16 protein-coding genes are annotated in these 14496 nt (G+C 72.8%); 6 read left to right on the top strand and 10 right to left on the bottom strand.

The genetic code is table 11. The features are described from left to right. Nucleotides 1–16 precede the first annotated feature (16 nt). Both ACQRUO_RS11970 and ACQRUO_RS11965 read right to left on the bottom strand, forming a co-directional pair. Nucleotides 17–922, bottom strand: a complete 906-nt coding sequence (locus tag ACQRUO_RS11970; protein WP_428315800.1) for a carbohydrate ABC transporter permease — start codon at nucleotides 920–922, stop codon at nucleotides 17–19. Further along, nucleotides 919–1908 (bottom strand): ABC transporter permease, encoded by a 990-nt coding sequence (locus tag ACQRUO_RS11965; RefSeq protein ID WP_428315799.1) that lies wholly within the window; start codon nucleotides 1906–1908, stop codon nucleotides 919–921. The genes ACQRUO_RS11970 and ACQRUO_RS11965 overlap by 4 nt, the downstream gene beginning before the upstream one ends. A 228-nt stretch (nucleotides 1909–2136) precedes the next feature. On the opposite strand from ACQRUO_RS11965, the gene ACQRUO_RS11960 reads away from it, so the two are divergent. Continuing rightward, nucleotides 2137–2913, top strand: coding sequence for a sugar phosphate isomerase/epimerase family protein (locus tag ACQRUO_RS11960; RefSeq protein ID WP_428315798.1), 777 nt, complete (start codon nucleotides 2137–2139; stop codon nucleotides 2911–2913). Nucleotides 2914–2995: 82 nt separating this feature from the next. Continuing rightward, the gene (locus tag ACQRUO_RS11955; protein WP_428315797.1) at nucleotides 2996–3814 is read left to right on the top strand and encodes a class I SAM-dependent methyltransferase; all 819 of its coding nucleotides are present in this window, start codon (nucleotides 2996–2998) and stop codon (nucleotides 3812–3814) included. A gap of 68 nt (nucleotides 3815–3882) precedes the next feature. Here the strand turns inward: ACQRUO_RS11955 and ACQRUO_RS11950 are convergent, their stop codons facing one another. Then, nucleotides 3883–5961: a glycoside hydrolase gene (locus ACQRUO_RS11950; RefSeq protein WP_428315796.1), complete on the bottom strand. Its 2079-nt coding sequence runs from the start codon at nucleotides 5959–5961 to the stop codon at nucleotides 3883–3885. A 77-nt stretch (nucleotides 5962–6038) separates the two neighbouring features. Then, the gene (locus ACQRUO_RS11945) at nucleotides 6039–6581 is read right to left on the bottom strand and encodes a GNAT family N-acetyltransferase (RefSeq protein WP_428315795.1); all 543 of its coding nucleotides are present in this window, start codon (nucleotides 6579–6581) and stop codon (nucleotides 6039–6041) included. 214 nt (nucleotides 6582–6795) lie between these two features. On the opposite strand from ACQRUO_RS11945, the gene ACQRUO_RS11940 reads away from it, so the two are divergent. Then, on the top strand, nucleotides 6796–7080 hold the full coding sequence (locus tag ACQRUO_RS11940; protein WP_428315839.1) for an acylphosphatase: 285 nt from the start codon (nucleotides 6796–6798) through the stop codon (nucleotides 7078–7080). Nucleotides 7081–7099: 19 nt separating this feature from the next. On the opposite strand, the gene ACQRUO_RS11935 is transcribed toward ACQRUO_RS11940, so the two are convergent. Together ACQRUO_RS11935 and ACQRUO_RS11930 are read right to left on the bottom strand one after the other, a co-directional pair. Next, nucleotides 7100–8944, bottom strand: coding sequence for a hydroxysqualene dehydroxylase (locus ACQRUO_RS11935; protein ID WP_428315794.1), 1845 nt, complete (start codon nucleotides 8942–8944; stop codon nucleotides 7100–7102). Between the two features lie 191 nt (nucleotides 8945–9135). Beyond that, nucleotides 9136–9969, bottom strand: a complete 834-nt coding sequence (locus ACQRUO_RS11930; protein WP_428315793.1) for a PIG-L family deacetylase — start codon at nucleotides 9967–9969, stop codon at nucleotides 9136–9138. 257 nt (nucleotides 9970–10226) lie between these two features. Here ACQRUO_RS11930 and ACQRUO_RS11925 point away from each other — a divergent pair, with 257 nt between their 5' ends. Both ACQRUO_RS11925 and ACQRUO_RS11920 read left to right on the top strand, forming a co-directional pair. Further along, on the top strand, nucleotides 10227–10544 hold the full coding sequence (locus ACQRUO_RS11925) for a hypothetical protein (protein ID WP_428315792.1): 318 nt from the start codon (nucleotides 10227–10229) through the stop codon (nucleotides 10542–10544). Between the two features lie 56 nt (nucleotides 10545–10600). Further along, entirely contained in the window at nucleotides 10601–11056 is a 456-nt protein-coding gene (locus ACQRUO_RS11920; protein ID WP_428315791.1) for an RpiB/LacA/LacB family sugar-phosphate isomerase, read from the top strand. Between the two features lie 27 nt (nucleotides 11057–11083). Here the strand turns inward: ACQRUO_RS11920 and ACQRUO_RS11915 are convergent, their stop codons facing one another. The 3 genes from ACQRUO_RS11915 to ACQRUO_RS11905 form a co-directional block, all read right to left on the bottom strand. Continuing rightward, entirely contained in the window at nucleotides 11084–11467 is a 384-nt protein-coding gene (locus ACQRUO_RS11915; protein WP_428315790.1) for a VOC family protein, read from the bottom strand. A 51-nt stretch (nucleotides 11468–11518) separates the two neighbouring features. Then, nucleotides 11519–11743: a translation initiation factor IF-1 gene (infA, locus tag ACQRUO_RS11910; protein WP_428315789.1), complete on the bottom strand. Its 225-nt coding sequence runs from the start codon at nucleotides 11741–11743 to the stop codon at nucleotides 11519–11521. A 75-nt stretch (nucleotides 11744–11818) separates the two neighbouring features. Beyond that, nucleotides 11819–12592 carry an N-acetyltransferase family protein gene (locus tag ACQRUO_RS11905; RefSeq protein ID WP_428315788.1) on the bottom strand — a complete coding sequence of 258 codons (774 nt, stop codon included), beginning with the start codon at nucleotides 12590–12592 and terminating at the stop codon, nucleotides 11819–11821. A gap of 458 nt (nucleotides 12593–13050) precedes the next feature. Between ACQRUO_RS11905 and ACQRUO_RS11900 the strand changes: the two genes are divergently transcribed. After that, on the top strand, nucleotides 13051–13215 hold the full coding sequence (locus ACQRUO_RS11900) for a hypothetical protein (RefSeq protein WP_428315787.1): 165 nt from the start codon (nucleotides 13051–13053) through the stop codon (nucleotides 13213–13215). Between the two features lie 50 nt (nucleotides 13216–13265). Here ACQRUO_RS11900 and ACQRUO_RS11895 read toward each other — a convergent pair. Continuing rightward, the coding region (locus ACQRUO_RS11895) for a PQQ-binding-like beta-propeller repeat protein (protein WP_428315786.1) at nucleotides 13266–14496 on the bottom strand (1231 nt) is incomplete at its 5' end.

Genomic DNA, 14496 nt, shown 5'->3' with positions numbered 1-14496 from the left:
TGGGGTCGGGACGGGGTCAGCTCTTCACGGCGCCGGTGAGGACGCCCTTGGTGAAGAAGCGCTGCAGGAACGGGAACGCGGCCGCGATGGGCAGCACGCTCATGACGACGATGGCCGCGATGGTCTTCTGCGGGGCCTGGGTCAGCATCGCCTCGCCGGTCTCGGACTGGGCGTTGGTGCTGGTCAGGTACCCGCGCAGGACCGTGGAGAGCGGCAGCTGGTCCGCGCTGCTGTTGTTGAGGTAGAGCATCGCCCGGAAGTAGTCGTTCCAGTAGGCGACCGCGTAGTAGAGGCCGACGACGGCGATGATCGCCTTGGACAGCGGCAGCACGATGCGGAACAGTGTCCTGAGTTCGCCCGCGCCGTCGAGCCGGGCCGCCTCGTGGAGCTCCACCGGAATGCCCTGGAAGAAGCCCCGCATCACCACCAGGTTGAAGACGTTGATCATGACCGGTAGGAACAGGGCACCGAGGTGGTCCGTGAGCTTCAGGTCCGTGACGATCAGGAAGCTCGGGATCATGCCGGCGGGGAACAGGAAGGTGAACAGGACGGCCAGCAGGATCGGCTTGCCGCCCAGCACGTTCGGCCGCGACAGTGCGTAGGCGAGCAGGGTCGTGGCGGCCAGGCTCAGGGCGGTGCCGACCACCGTCACCAGCGTGGAGACCAGGATCGCGTGCCCGATGATCCCGCCGTCCAGGACGTCCGCGTAGGCGTGCAGGTCGATCCGGTCCGGCCACAGCGACCAGCCGCCGTTGGCCGTCACCTTCCGGTCGGAGGAGATGCTGGTCGCGAGGACCAGCCAGAACGGGATGGCCACCAGGAGGAGGATGACGACGACGGCCACCGCCTTGGCCGCGCTGACGACCGGCTTCGGTCTGCCCAGCCACGCCGGGCGGACGTCGGTGCGGTCCGCGGCGCTCACTGGTACACCCCCTGCTCGCCGAGCCTGTGCGCGATCTTGTTGGCGCCGATGACCAGGATCAGGGCGATGACGCCCTTGAAGAGTCCGGCCACGGCTCCGGTGGAGAAGTTCCCGTCCTGCACGCCGTGGTAGTAGATGTAGGTGTCCATGACTTCCGAGGCTTGCGGTCCGAAGGTGTTCCGCTGCTGCATGACCTGGTCGAAGCCGACGCTGAGGATGTCGCCGACCCGCATGATCAGCAGCAGCACGATGACCGGGCGGATCGACGGCAGCGTCACGTGCCAGTGCCGCCGGCCCCAGCCCGCACCGTCCAGCGCGGCGGCCTCGTAGAGGCCCTCGTCGACCTGGTGGAGGGCGGCGAGGAAGATGATCGTCCCCCAGCCGCAGTCCTTCCAGATCAGCTCGACGATCATCATCGGCTTGAACATCGCCGGGTCGGTGAACAGGGTGACGACGTGGTGGTGACTGTCGCCGGAGAGCAGCCCGTTGGCCACCCCGTTGGGGCCCAGCACCTGCACGAACAGGCCGACCACGATCACCCACGAGACGAAGTGCGGCAGGTAGACGAAGCTGACCACCAGCTTGCGGACCCAGGCGCGGGTCAGACTGTGCAGCAGCAGCGCCAGGGCCAGCGGCACCGGGAAGAAGAGGAGCAGCTGGAGGCCGGCCAGTTCCAGGGAGTTGGCGACCGCCCGCCAGAAGGCCGGGTCCTGCCACAGCACCGTGAAGTTCCGGAAGCCGACCCAGGCGCTGTCCTTGATGCCGACGAACGGCAGGTAGTCCTTGAACGCGATGACGTTCCCGAGTTGTGCGAGGTACTGGAAGACCGCGAAGTAGAGCACGCCGGGCAGCATCATCAGCAGCAGGACCTTGTCGCGCCGCAGCCGCGTGCGCCAGGAGGTGCCGTGCCGCACCGGGGGCTCGGCGGCGCGCTCCGGGGGCGACGGCTCCGTCGGCGACGACCGCCCCGTCACTGCGACAGCCATGTGGCCAAACCTCCGTCTTGTCGTGTCGATGGATGGGAGGACCAGGGCGGCGATGAGCGGCCCCTCGTAGCATAGAGTTCGTGAGCGTAGGGAAAGTTGATGGTCCGTCAGACAGGAGGGGGAAGTTTGGGCGTGGAGTTCCGTGAAGAGGATGTGAGGAATGTCACCGTGACCGGTGCGCTTTGTGGCGACGGTGTTGTGCATGTTCACCGAAGGGGCTGACCGCCCGTGCGAACCGCCTTCTCGACCCTGGGCCTCCCCGGGCGCCCGCTCGGCGAGGCCCTCCGGCTGGCCGCCGAGCACGGCTGGCAGGGGCTGGAACTGCGCTGCGCTCCCGGCGAGCCGGTGCACCCGGGCCTGTCCGCCGACGAACGGCGACGCGTGGTACGGGAGTTCGCCGCCGCCGGGATCACCCCACTCACCGTCGCGAGCTATCTCGGCATCGCCGCCCCCGGGAGCGACGGTCCTCTGGTCAGCGCGCTGCGCGAGCAGCTCCGGCTGGCGGCCGACCTCGGCGCCGCCCACGTCCGCGTCTTCCCGCGCGGCGGACCGGGACCGACGGACGCCGCGGAGCTGCGCGCCGCCCGGCGTCTGGCCGGCGTGGCCGAGGAGGCGCGGGAACTGGGCGTGCGGATCCTGCTGGAGACCCACGACTCGCACCGCGGCGGACGGGACGTCGCCCGTCTGCTCCGGTTGGTCGCACACCCGGCGGTCGGCGCCCTGTGGGACCTGATGCACACGCATTCGGCCGGCGAATCACCCACCGAGTCGTATGCGGCGCTCGCCGCCCACCTCGGCTACGTCCAGGTCAAGGATATCGCCGGGGCGCACGACCGCACCCCGCTGCCGCTCGGCGCGGGGGTGCTGCCGATCGCCGACTGCGTGCGGCTGCTGCCGGCGGACGGATGGGTCTCCTGGGAGTACGAGGCGGCGTGGTATCCGGACGCGGCGCCGCTGCCGCCGATGCTGGGGGCGGCTGCGGACTTCCTCGCTCGGCTGACCTGACGCCGGGCGGCCGGATGGCTGCAGGAGCCCAGTGGCTGAGACGGGCACCGGTCGGCACGTCGGTCTCTGCCATGGTGTGGCCATGAATGATCGTTTCGCCGACTTCGAACGTCGCGGCTGGGCCCGCCGCAGCCGCACCTACGACGAGGGCTTCGGCGCGATGACCGCCGCCCTGCACCCGGCGCTGCTCGACGCGGCCGGCGTGGGCCCCGGTCTGCGGGTGCTCGAGATCGGCTGCGGCAGCGGACGGTTGGCCGCGCTGGCGCTCTCCCGGGGCGCGGAGGTGGTGGCCACCGACGCCGTCGCGGAGATGGTGGAGGTCGCCGCGGAGGCGCTGCCCGCCGCCAAGGTGCTCCGCGCCGAGCTGCCCGGCCTGCCCTTCGGCGACGGTGAGTTCGATGCGGCCGTCGGCGCCTTCGTGATCAACCACGTCCCCGACCCGCCCGCCGCGGCCCGCGACCTCGCCCGGGTGGTCCGCCCGGGTGGCCGGGTGGTGCTGTCCTGCTGGGACGCCCTGGCGGACAACCGGGCCCAGGGCGTCTTCTTCGACGCGGTCACCGAGGCCGGCGCCACCTCCCCGGCGCAGCTGCCCGGCAGCTCGCCGTTCGCCCGGTACGCCACGCCGGAGGCCTTCGGCGAAATGCTCGCCGCCGCCGGCCTCACCGAGGTCGAGGTCACCCGGGCCGGCTGGGCGCACCAGGTCGACCCGGACCGGTGGTGGCAGGACATCCTCGCCGGTACCGTCCTCACCTCCGCCCTGCTCGAAGGCCAGGACGCCCCGACCGCGGCCCGGATCCGCGCCGCCTACGACCGCATCGTCACCCGCTACGCCACCCCGGACGGCCGGGTCGCCCTCCCGGTCGCCGCCCTGGTCGCCACCGGCCGCCGCCTGCTCGGCTAGGCCGCCCGTAGGGGTGGGGCGGGACCGGGCAGCGGCGCGGACCGCTGCCGGGCGCCGGGCGTCCCCGCCTACCCGGCCGCCGCCTGGGGCAGCGGGCTCGGGCAGAGTCGCCGCGGCTGTGGGTCGCCCTGCAGCTTCGCGTCCACGCACCCGCCCGGCAGGGTGACCGCGGCGTCGTCGGCCGGGTGGTACGGGCTGCTCCCGAAGTTGGCGGTGACCTGGAGGACGCCGTCGCCGAAGGTGGTCCGCTGCACCTGGTGGTCCGCGCTCAGGTAGCGGAAGTCGGTCATCGGCTGGGTGCCGGCGGCCTGGTGCAGCGGAGCGAAGTACTGCTGCAGCGCGGCCAGCTGCCTGCCCTCGGCAGTCAGCGTCGGGCCGTCGAGCACCAGGTTCAGCGGCGTGTCCTGCAGGATCGCCTGTAGCGCCCGCTCGCTCTCCAGCGCCGGGAACTTGGTGTACGACAGCTCCCACCGGTCGAGGTTGACCTGGACGTCGTGCGTCGCGGTCTCCAGCAGCGGGATCCGGTACGCCGGGTCGAACATCGCCTCGGCCAGCTCGGCCGGCAGCGTGACCGGCTTGAAGAAGGTCCCCGGCGCGGCGGCCGGTGCGTAGCCGCCCCAGACCTCCTTGTTCCGCTCCAGCGGCCACAGCCCGTTCGCCGCCGGGGTCTGCGAGCCATGGCTGAAGTCGAGCACCGGGCCGGCCCAGCTGCGGGCGGACTCGGAGCCGAGCACCAGGTGGTCCGGCCCCGACAGCCGGCGCAGCCGGGCGACCCGGTTGGCCTGGTCCTGCTGCTGGTTCATCGGGTGGTCGGCGCTGAAGTCGTCGTAGAGCTCGCCGGCCGCATCGACGTCCAGGAAGTAGCTGTTCGCCCCGTTCGCGGTCATCGCGGCGGTCCGCTGCGCGAGCAGCTCGTCGTGCTGGGCGAAGGCCTGCGAACTGAGGTAGCAGCCGCGGTCGTGGAAGCCCGCGAGCACCGAGCCGTCCTGCTGGTGGATGCAGTAGTCCGGGTAGACGGGGGCCGGCCAGGCGGAGGTGGGGGAGTCGGCGCTGGCCGGGTCCTGGCCGTTGGCGAACGAGTCGTACGGGCCGACCAGGTAGCCGGCCCGCTCGGCGGCGGCCACGGCCTGCGCGTCCATCGGGTGGTCGTCCGCGTCGTAGCCGAGCCAGAGCCGGGACAGGCCCAGCGCCTGCATCTGCTGCACGCCCTGCGCGGTGCGCGCGCTGCCCCAGGTGTAGGCGTGGAAGGCGCCGAGCAGCTTGCCGACCTCGGGGTTGGCGGCAATCTTGCTACTCAGCGTGACGACCTGGCCGTGCTCGTCGAGCCAGCGGCGGTAGTCCTGCGCCGGGGCGACGGGGGAGGGGGTGGTGAGGGCGAAGGTGACGGTGTAGTCCTGGGTGGCCTCGCGCCGGGAGAAGGTGTGCACGGCGGTGCCGTGCAGCCGGCCGTCCTGCGAGGTGAGGCCGAGCGAGGTGCCGATCGGCTGCGGCACCAGGTAGCTGACGCCCGTTCCGGCCAGCGTGTAGCCCCACAGGGGCAGGCTGAGGTCGGTCTCCAGGCCGTAGCTCGCGCCGGCCACGCCGGTTGCGGTCGAGTTCCAGAACGGGTCGGCGACCGGGAGGCCCACCCCCTCGCCGCTCGGCAGCTGCAGCTGGGTGGCGGTCGGGTCGGTGCCGGTGACCGGCCAGGGCAGCGTGGCGCCGTCCCGTTCGCTGTGCACGGTGACCTGCAGCCGGCCGCGCACCGCGGCGGCGGTGACGCTCAGGCCCTGCTCCGGCAGCGTCCAGCTCGCCGTGCCGGCCTCGACGGTGACCCGGCCCGGTCGGCCGAGCGGCTGCGCGGCGGGTGCGGAGAGGGTCAGCGTCCGGCCGTCCCGGGTGCGTGCGGTGACGGCCAGCGAGTCGGTCCGCAGCTGCGCGGTGCCGCCGTCGATCGGGACCTCGAGCAGGGCGCCGTGCAGCCGGACCGCGCCGCCGCCGGGCGCCCGCTCGGCCGCCGGGGCGCCGGTGCTCCCGTAGGCGGCCGTCGACCAGGTCGGACCGGCGAGCGCGGCGACGCTCACCAGTGCGAGCGCTGCCTGCGCGCAGCGGCGGAGCCGGGCGGATCGCGGGGGACGGGGGTGGGGTAGGAAGCTCGTGGTCGTCATGCACCCCAAGGATGCTGACGGACCATAAGAGCGGTTCTTAGCCGGCTCTTGGTCGGCGCAGCCGCGCTCCCGCGGCCCTAGATCAGCCCCCCGCCGAGGTCGCTCCGGCGCAGCCGGTAGACCTGCAGGCTCAGCCCGTAGTACTTGGTGGTCTCGCCGACCCACTCCATGCCCAGCCGCCGGGCCATCGCGACCGCGCGGGTGTTGCCGGGCCGGGCGACCGCGAAGAGCTCGTCGGCCTCCTGGGTGAACGCCCAGGCGGCCAGCGCGTGGGCCGCCTCGGTGCCGTAGCCCTGGCCCCAGGCCTCCGGGGCCAGCTGCCAGCTCATCTCCAGGTCGCTGTCGTACGGGGGCAGCAGCCGGATGCCCAGGCCGCCGACGACCTTGCCGTCCGTCTTGCGCTGGACGGCCCAGCGGCCACGGGGTGGGGGCAGGTTCGGCTGGGTCTCGGCCCAGGCCTGGAGCACCGAGCGCATCGCGGCCAGGTCCCCGACCTGCTCCATGGCCGGGGTGAGCCAACGGGCGACGTCGTGGGTGCCGTAGATCGCGAGTGCATCCTCGGCATCCTCGATCGTCCAGTCCCGGATGATCAGTCGATCGGTGGTCAGCGGGGTGTCCATGGCCCGGCAGCCTCCTCGGTCGGCTGTTACCGCTCGGTCCGCTGCTGCCATGATGCCGCCGCGCCCGGCCTGCCCGCACCCGCGGTCCGGCGATCGGACCAGTGGCGGCACCCACGACCGTCCCCGACCTGGCGGTCTGCGGCGGCGGATCCCGGTGCGCCCGGCCTACGATCGACCCCGTGACCCCGCCCCCCGTGAGGTGCCCGTGACCGACGTGCCCGTGATCCGCAACCGTGTGATCGTCTCCGGCAGCGTGCAGGGGGTGTTCTTCCGCGACAGCTGCCGCCAGGTCGCCGAGCGGCACGGTGTGGCCGGCTGGGTGCGCAACCTGCCGGACGGCACCGTAGAGGCGGTTTTCGAGGGCCCGCCGGCCGCCGTCGCCGACCTGCTGCGCTGGGCCCACCACGGCCCGGAGACGGCCGTCGTCGACCGGGTCCGGCAGCACGAGGAGACCCCGGAGGGGCTGACCGGGTTCGTGGTCCGGTCCACCCGGTGGTGACCTTGCCCCGGGCGCGGGCTCACCCCAGGTCGAACGTGTTCGGCAGGCCGAGTCGGTAGCGGGCCTCGTCGACCAGCTTCAGCGGCTCGAGCTCCGGGGGCCGGAAGAGCAGCCAGATCGGGCAGCGCGCGGCCGTCGACCCGTCGGCGTCCAGCAGCGCGTTGACCGCCCGGCGGGCGGACTCGTTGGCGCCCTCCATGGTGGCCAGGTCGACGTCGGTGCGCACGTAGTCGCCGGCCAGGAAGAAGTTGCCCACCGCGGTGGCGGCCGACGGGCGGTTGTAGAGGGTGCCGGCGGGGTGGATCAGCAGCTGCTCGCGGTTGGTCGGCGCGGGCCCGCCCAGGCCGGCGACGGCCGGGTCCATGAACCACGAGTGCAGGTTCTCGTCCGTCAGCCAGGCCTGGCCTGGGCGGTTGAACGCCCGCTGGCACTGGGCCCAGACCTCCCTGACCACCTGCTCGCGGGTGCACTCCTTGGCGGTCCGGCCGTACAGGATCCCGGGCAGGTCCCACTCCGAGACGCAGACCGACAGGCAGTCGGTGACCGTCCCGTCGCCGTAGTCCGCGGCGAAGTCCCGGTCCCAGAACTGTGCCTGGTCGATCGTGGTCAACGACCACGGGGAGTCGAGGCACACCGCGTGGCCGTGCACCAGCCGCACCGGCCGGCGCAGGTAGAACTGCACGCCGGTCATCCAGTCGGTCCGGATCGCGTCGCAGCGCGCCAGCTGCGGATCGGCGGCCCGCAGCTGCGGGCCCCAGGTGGCGCGGGCGTGCTCGACCGGCAGGGCCGAGAGGTAGAAGTCGGCGGTGACCGTCTCGGGCGCGCCGCCGCCCGCCGGGGCGACCTGGACCCCGGTGATCCGGCCGTCGGCGTACTGCACCTCCCGGACCTCCGTGCCGGTCCGGAACTCGACGCCGAGCGAGGCCAGGTGGGCCGTCCACGGATCGATCCAGGCCTCGCTGGTCGGGCCGTTGAGCACCCGGTCGGGCTGCCCGTCGACCCCGCGGCCGAGCAGCCCGTTCAGCAGGAAGGCCTCGACGATGGTGCGCGCCACGGTGCGGGTACTGGCCTGCTCCGCCTTGGTGGCGGCCAGGTCGCGGGTCAGCCCGACGCCGAGGAAGCGCTGGTAGTCGTGGGACATCCGCTCGGCCTTGATGAAGTCCCACCACGGCACCCGCTCCCACTGCTGCTCGCGGCGCAGGTCGCAGCTGGTCAGGTGGACCAGCACCCGGTCCACGAAGTAGGCGAGCTCGTCGGCCGGCAGGTGCAGCACCTCGTCCAGCGCGCCGGTCAGGGTGCGGTGCAGGGCATCCGGGGCGAGGTCGGCAGGGTCGAGCGGGCGGGTCAGGGTCTGGAACGGGATCAGCAGGCCGGGGCGCGGTGCGTCGAAGGCGAGCAGGGCCTGGGTGCCGTCGCGCAGGTTGTCGTGCACGCCACCGGGGTTGCCGCGGTACGGGATCCGGCGCAGGGTGTCCGGCAGGTTGCGGTAGAAGCCGGGGAAGAACCGGAACCCGTGCTCGCCGGGCAGCGGCCGCCGGCCGCCGACGGCGCTGCCGGGCACGTCCATGCTCCGGGCCTTTCCGCCGAGCACGTCGTAGTACTCGTACACCGTCACCCGGTAGCTGCGCTCGGCGAGTTCGTGCGCGGCGCTCAGCCCGGAGACCCCGCCGCCGAGCACCGCCACCGTCCGCCCCGCTGGGCCGTCGCCGGCGCGGGTGGGCGCACCCGCAGCGGCGGCTGCCCGTGGTGCGGACACCGCCGGTGCGACGGCCAGCGCGCCGCCCAACGCGGCCGCGCGGGACAGGAACTGGCGCCTCGTCCGCCCGCTCGCGGCGGGGGCCTGCGGGTCCTCGGCCGAGTCCATGGCGCGCACCCCTCCGGTTACCTCGAGTGACAGGGCGCGCCCAGTATGCACCTGGTGTGGTGGGGCGGTTGACCAGGTTCACCGGTTCGGGGGAGCAACTCCCCGCGAACCGGCTCGATTTCACTCCTCAGTGTGGGCCGGTCCCAGTGCTCGGTGGTCTCAGTGCTCGGTGGTCTCAGCGCAAGGCGGTCTCAGCGCAGGCCGGCGAAGAGGTCGTCCTCCGGCAGGGCCGCGCCGGTGGTGTCGTGGACCCGCACGAAGGTCTCCACCCCCATCAGCTCGGTGAACCGCTCCTTGCCCATCCGCAGGAAGAAGATGTTCTCGCCCTGGCTGGCGTGTGCGCCCAGCGCGTCGAACTTCTGACCGCCGAACGCGGTGACGTCCACCCAGGTGGTGATCTCCTCGTCGGGGAGCCCGATCTCGGCCAGCGCGGCCGCCTCCGCCGGGTCCGGCTCCGCCCGGTCGCCGTCGAACTCGCGCATGACCTCGCCGAACCGTTGCATCGCCGAACGCGGCGCCGTCGTCCAGTACACCTTCGGCGTCAGCCCGGACAGCGCCAGCGCCGCCATCGTGATCCGGTTCGCCTGGATGTGGTCGGGGTGGCCGTAGAAGCCGTTCTCGTCGTACGTCACGACCACGTCGGGCCGGTAGTGCAGCAGCAACTCGGCCAGCCGGGCGGCCGCCTCGGGCACCGGCGTGCGCCAGAACGAGCCGGGCGCGTCGTTCGCCGGCCAGCCCATCATCCCGGAGTCGCCGTACCCGAGCAGCTCCAGGTGACTGACCTTCAGCACCTCGCAGCTCGCCTCCAGCTCCGCCCGGCGCATCGCGGCGACCGCCGCCGGATCGTGGCCGGGCTCGCCCGGCTTGACGCCGTCCGGGCCGTCACCGCAGGCACCGTCGGTGCAGGTGACGAGCACGGTGCGGATGCCCTCCGCCGCGTACCGGCCGAGGACGCCCCCCGTCCCCGTGGCCTCGTCGTCCGGGTGCGCGTGCACCGCCATCAGCGTCAAGGGTCGCTCGGTCATCAGATCATCCTTCGCATTCACGTGAACCTCCGTGGCGTCAGAGTAGGCGGTCGGCCCCGCGGAGCCGGCGCTGCACGGCCCCGGAGTACCACGAGGGTTGGAGCCGGCGGCGCGGCTACCGCACGGGGACGACCCGGGACTCAGCCCCCCGGTGGACGCGGCGCGCCCTGCGCCGGGGCGATCCTGGTCACCGCGGACAGCGGCCCCGGACGGGCCGCGCGTCACGACAGCGATCGACTACCGAGGCAGGGGAAACGTTGAAGAAGATCACGGGACTTGGTGCGGCAGCTGCGGTCCTGGTCGGCGGCCTGGGCCTGCTCGTCGCCCCCCAGGCGCAGGCCCACTCCACGTCGCTGCACGGGTGCAGCGTCTACACCGTCAATGGCGGCCACCGGGCGGAGGCCTGGTGTTCGAGCGGCACGGGCACCTACCGGGTCAAGGGCTACTGCGCCAACCTGGGGGGCCAGGCCCGCTTCTACGGCAACTGGGCCCACCGGACGAATTTCGTGGAGCAGTCCTCGACCTGGGACTGCGGCTCGTCCGCGTACGCCGAAGGCCTGTCCATCGACTACTAGCGAGTTACGGTGGGAAGCAGCACACCCGGCCACCGTCACCTCCAGGAGCGCCCGCCATGACCCGGATCGTCGTCGGAAGCGACGCCGCGACCAGCGTGACCACCGCGGTGGTCGACCACCTGCGGGCCACCGGTGCGGAGGTCCGGGTGCTCGGTCCCACGGCCGGTCGGCCCATGGGGTGGGTGGAGGTCGCGACCGGGGTGGCCGAAACGGTGGTCGGTGGCGGTGCCGACCTCGGGGTGCTGTCCTGCTACACCGGGACGGGCGTCTCGATCGCGGCGAACAAGGTGACGGGCGCCCGGGCCGCGCTCTGCGTGGACGCGGAGACCGCCCGGGGCGCCCGGCGCTGGAACGACGCCAACATCCTGGTGCTCAGCTACCGGCTGACCAGTGACACGGTCGCCCGCGAGATCACCGACGCCTTCCTGGCCACCTCGGCCGACCCGGCGGAGCAGCCGGAGCTGGACGCCCTCGCCGCCTACGAGGCGGGGCGGCAGGGGACCGGGCGCTGACCGCACCGTCCGTATGGGCGCGCGAGGTCAGACGGGCCGGACCCGGGCACGCAGCAGGCAGAACTCGTTGCCCTCCGGGTCGGCCAGGACGTGCCAGTTCTCGGCGCCGGTCTGGCCGACGTCGACCGGCTTGGCGCCGAGCGCGAGCAGTCGCGCCAACTCGGCGTCCTGCTCGCGGTCGGTGGGGCTGACGTCGAGGTGCAGCCGGAGCTTCGCCGGCCGAGGGTCGGTGGTGCGGCTGATCACGAGGGTGGGCTGCGGGCCGCCGAAGCCGGCTTCGGGCGGCCCGAGCTCGATGCTCCCGTCGTCCTCCCGGCCGAGTTCGACGTACCCGAGGACCTCGCTCCAGAACGCGGCGAGCCGCTCGGGGTCGGCGCAGTCGATGACCAGTTCACTGATGCGGCATGCCATGGTCGGTCAGTATACGTGCCGCGTCGGTGAGTTGACGGCGGGAGCGGGCGGTCAGGTCCGGTAGCGGTACAGGATCCGGCCGCGGGTCAGGTCGTACGGGCTGACCTCCACGAGCACCCGGTCGAACGGCAGGATCTTGATGTAGTTCTTCCGGATCTTCCCGCTGATGTGCGCGAGCACCTGGTGCCCGTTCTGCAGCTCCACCTTGAAGCTGGCGTTGCGCAGGCATTCGACGACGGTGCCTTCGACTTCGAGGCCCTTGGACGTTCTTGGCAAATGTCTCTCGTTTCTCGGAACGGTGAGTTCGGTGAGTTCGGTGAGTTCGGTGAGTTCGGTGCGTGAGCGGGTGTCTCAGCGACGCACCAGTTCCACGGTGGTGCCGCTGCGGCGCGCGCCGAGGCCCTCGAAGAGCGCGATCGCGGCGGTGTTGGAGTCGTCCACCTCGGCCCAGGCCGAGTCGATCCCGGCCCGGTGCAGCGCGCCCAGCGCGTGGTTCAGCAGTGCCCGCCCGATGCCCTGGCGGTGCTGGTCGGCCCGCACCGCGATCAGTCCGATGCGCGCACGGCGGCGGATCGGCACCACCCGGACCAGCCCCACGTAGCGGCCGCCGCGGGCCGCCACCGCGTACTTGGTCGGGTCGACCACCGTGGTCCCGGCCGGGCGCGGCAGCACCTCGGCCGGCATGGTCCGCCAGCCGACGGCGGCCTCGACCTCCTGGCGGATCGTGCGGTCCAGCGCGCGCAGCAGGCGTGCGTCCGCCGTTCCGGCGGGCAGGACCGTCAGGTCCGCCGGCGGTTGCGGCAGGTCGGGCCCGGCCTCGCGCGGCTCGGTGGACAGGACGTACTCCCGTTCGCGGCGCGCGACGGTGAAGCCGGCCTGCTCCCAGCGGGACCTGAGGTCGAGGTCGGCCTCGCCGACCAGGGTGTGGAGGGGGGTGGGCAGGTCCGCCAGCATGGTGGCGGCGAGTCGGTCGAGGACCGCGTCCTGCCACACGTCGATGCTGAGGAAGAGCCGCCCGTCGGGGCGCTGCGAGACGTCGCCGTGGCCGACGATCAGACCGCCGGTGGTGGCCTGCCACTGGGTCTCGTCCACCCGGGTGACCTGCACGGAGTTCAGTGTGTTCATGGCTGTCGCCTTTCAGGAGTGCCTGGTTGTGGCGGCGCTCCCGACGACACCTGGGTCAGTCGAACTCCGTGACGGAAGGTGGGAGCACCCACTTCGATCCTGCGTTCATGGGTCTCACCTCCTGGCGTCCGGTCACGGTGATCCGTACGTTAGCAACCGGCGGCTGCCCCGCCCAACTCCTTTTCGGACCCGCAGGTGCGGGAGGCCGCCCTCGCCGCGGTCTCCCGCGCGAGCCCCGGCGCGGCGGGGCTGAGCCGATGGCGGTACCCCCGGGGCGGTGAACCGCTGCTGGACGGGGTCCGCTTCCCCGAGCTGGGTGTGACAGGGCTCCGGTACCGGTCGGCGAGGTCTCTGGCTATCCGTTTCGCGGCGCGGACCTGCGGCGACTTCCGGATAGTGCCGGTCCCGGCGGTCGATCATCCTTGCCGGGAAGGGGCACCAAGACGGAGGGAACATCCATGTTCGGTGGTATCAGGCGTGGCGCGGTCAGGTTCGTCCTCACAGCGGCGCTCGCCGTGGGCGTGACGGCCCCGGCCTGCGGGTTCGCCGTTCAGGCCGGCGGCGGGCTGGTCCACCGGGTCATCTCCGTCACCCTGGACCCGGACGACAACAGCTGGTCGTAGCCCGTAGCCCGTAGCCCGATGCTCGACTGCCTTGCGCACCACCTGCCCGGTCAGGCCGCCGGCAGCGCGTAGATCCGGGTGCCCGAGGCGGCGAGCAGCTGGTGGCCGTCGGTGGCGAAGGCCCAGGCCGCGCCGACGGCGAGCGGGTCCTGGAAGGCCCAGCGGATCTGCCTGGCGGTGGTGTCGACGGCGTAGATGCCGTTGTTGTCGGTGGAGACGAAGAGGGTCTCCTGGACCACGATCGGAGCGGCCGTCATGGACACCTCGTTCGGCAGCGTCAGGCGCCAGAGCTCCTGACCGTCCGTCGCCCGGAAGGCGATCAGCACCGGCCCGGCGCTCGGGGTGGCGCCGTACTGGGGGAGGGTGAGTCCGCCGAGGACGGTGTAGACGACGCCGTTCGCCACGGCCGGGTCGCTGTACCAGAGGTCGTGGCTGCCGGCCGGGCGGAGCTTGGCCCAGGCCTGCCGGTGGGTGTCGATGGCCACCGCCTGCAGGCCGTTGCCCGTGGTGGAACAGAAGATCCGCTGACCGTCGGTGGCCGGCTGGTAGGGGCCCTGCGAGTCGGTGTCGACGAACCAGAGCTGCTCGCCGGTGCTCCGGCTGCGGCTGACCAGGTTCTGCAGCGAGTCGGTGTAGAGCAGTTGGTCGCCGGCGAGGACGGCCTGGATGCCGGTGGTGTCGGCGTCCGGCTTGCGGTGCTGGCTCCAGCGCACCGCGCCGCTGCTCCGGTCGACGGCCATGATCCCCGGCGTCGCCTTGGCACTGAAGTCCGGGTTGCCCTGGGCGTCCAGCGGGGTGAAGGAGCAGAGCGCGTAGACCGCCTGGTCGTCGGCGGCGAGCACGGCGCCCGGGGCGAGCTGTTCCGTCGCCCCGGCGGCGGGCTTGGGGTCGAAGGTCCACAGCACCGCGCCGGTGGCCGCGTCGACGCCGACCAGGGCCGCTCCGTCCCAGGCCACGGTGGTGCCGCTGCCGGCGAGGGTGGTGGTGCTGTCGTCCGGCTTGTTCCAGCGGTCGGTGCCGTCCTTCATCGCGTAGGCGAAGATGCCCGCGGTGCTGCCCACCACGGCGGTGCCCTGGGCGATCAGCAGGCTGGCGTTCATGCCGCCGGCGAGGGTCTTGTGCCAGGTGGCTGCGGGTGGGGTGTGCGGGCCGCGGGCGGGCCCGGCGGTCGCGGCAGCGCTGCTGGTGGTGGCGCCGGTGGGCGAGGCGGCTGAGGGGGCCGGCGCCGGACCCGGCTTCGCGCGGCCGGTGTCCAGCAGCGCCCACGCCGTCGCGCCGGCG

The sequence above is a fragment of the Kitasatospora sp. LaBMicrA B282 genome (assembly GCF_050325825.1).
Taxonomy (GTDB): Bacteria; Actinomycetota; Actinomycetes; order Streptomycetales; family Streptomycetaceae; genus Kitasatospora.
The sequence above is the reverse complement of the archived record's forward strand: the minus strand, read 5'-3'. Positions and strand labels throughout refer to the sequence as shown.

Coding starts and splice junctions, on each gene's coding strand:
- ACQRUO_RS11900 (WP_428315787.1), top strand. CDS start 13,051: ATGTTCGGTGGTATCAGGCGTGGCGCGGTCAGGTTCGTCCTCACAGCG.
- ACQRUO_RS11945 (WP_428315795.1), bottom strand. CDS start 6,581: ATGGACACCCCGCTGACCACCGATCGACTGATCATCCGGGACTGGACG.
- ACQRUO_RS11920 (WP_428315791.1), top strand. CDS start 10,601: ATGACCCGGATCGTCGTCGGAAGCGACGCCGCGACCAGCGTGACCACC.
- ACQRUO_RS11935 (WP_428315794.1), bottom strand. CDS start 8,944: ATGGACTCGGCCGAGGACCCGCAGGCCCCCGCCGCGAGCGGGCGGACG.
- ACQRUO_RS11965 (WP_428315799.1), bottom strand. CDS start 1,908: ATGGCTGTCGCAGTGACGGGGCGGTCGTCGCCGACGGAGCCGTCGCCC.
- ACQRUO_RS11955 (WP_428315797.1), top strand. CDS start 2,996: ATGAATGATCGTTTCGCCGACTTCGAACGTCGCGGCTGGGCCCGCCGC.
- ACQRUO_RS11905 (WP_428315788.1), bottom strand. CDS start 12,592: ATGAACACACTGAACTCCGTGCAGGTCACCCGGGTGGACGAGACCCAG.
- ACQRUO_RS11950 (WP_428315796.1), bottom strand. CDS start 5,961: ATGACGACCACGAGCTTCCTACCCCACCCCCGTCCCCCGCGATCCGCC.
- ACQRUO_RS11930 (WP_428315793.1), bottom strand. CDS start 9,969: ATGACCGAGCGACCCTTGACGCTGATGGCGGTGCACGCGCACCCGGAC.
- ACQRUO_RS11915 (WP_428315790.1), bottom strand. CDS start 11,467: ATGGCATGCCGCATCAGTGAACTGGTCATCGACTGCGCCGACCCCGAG.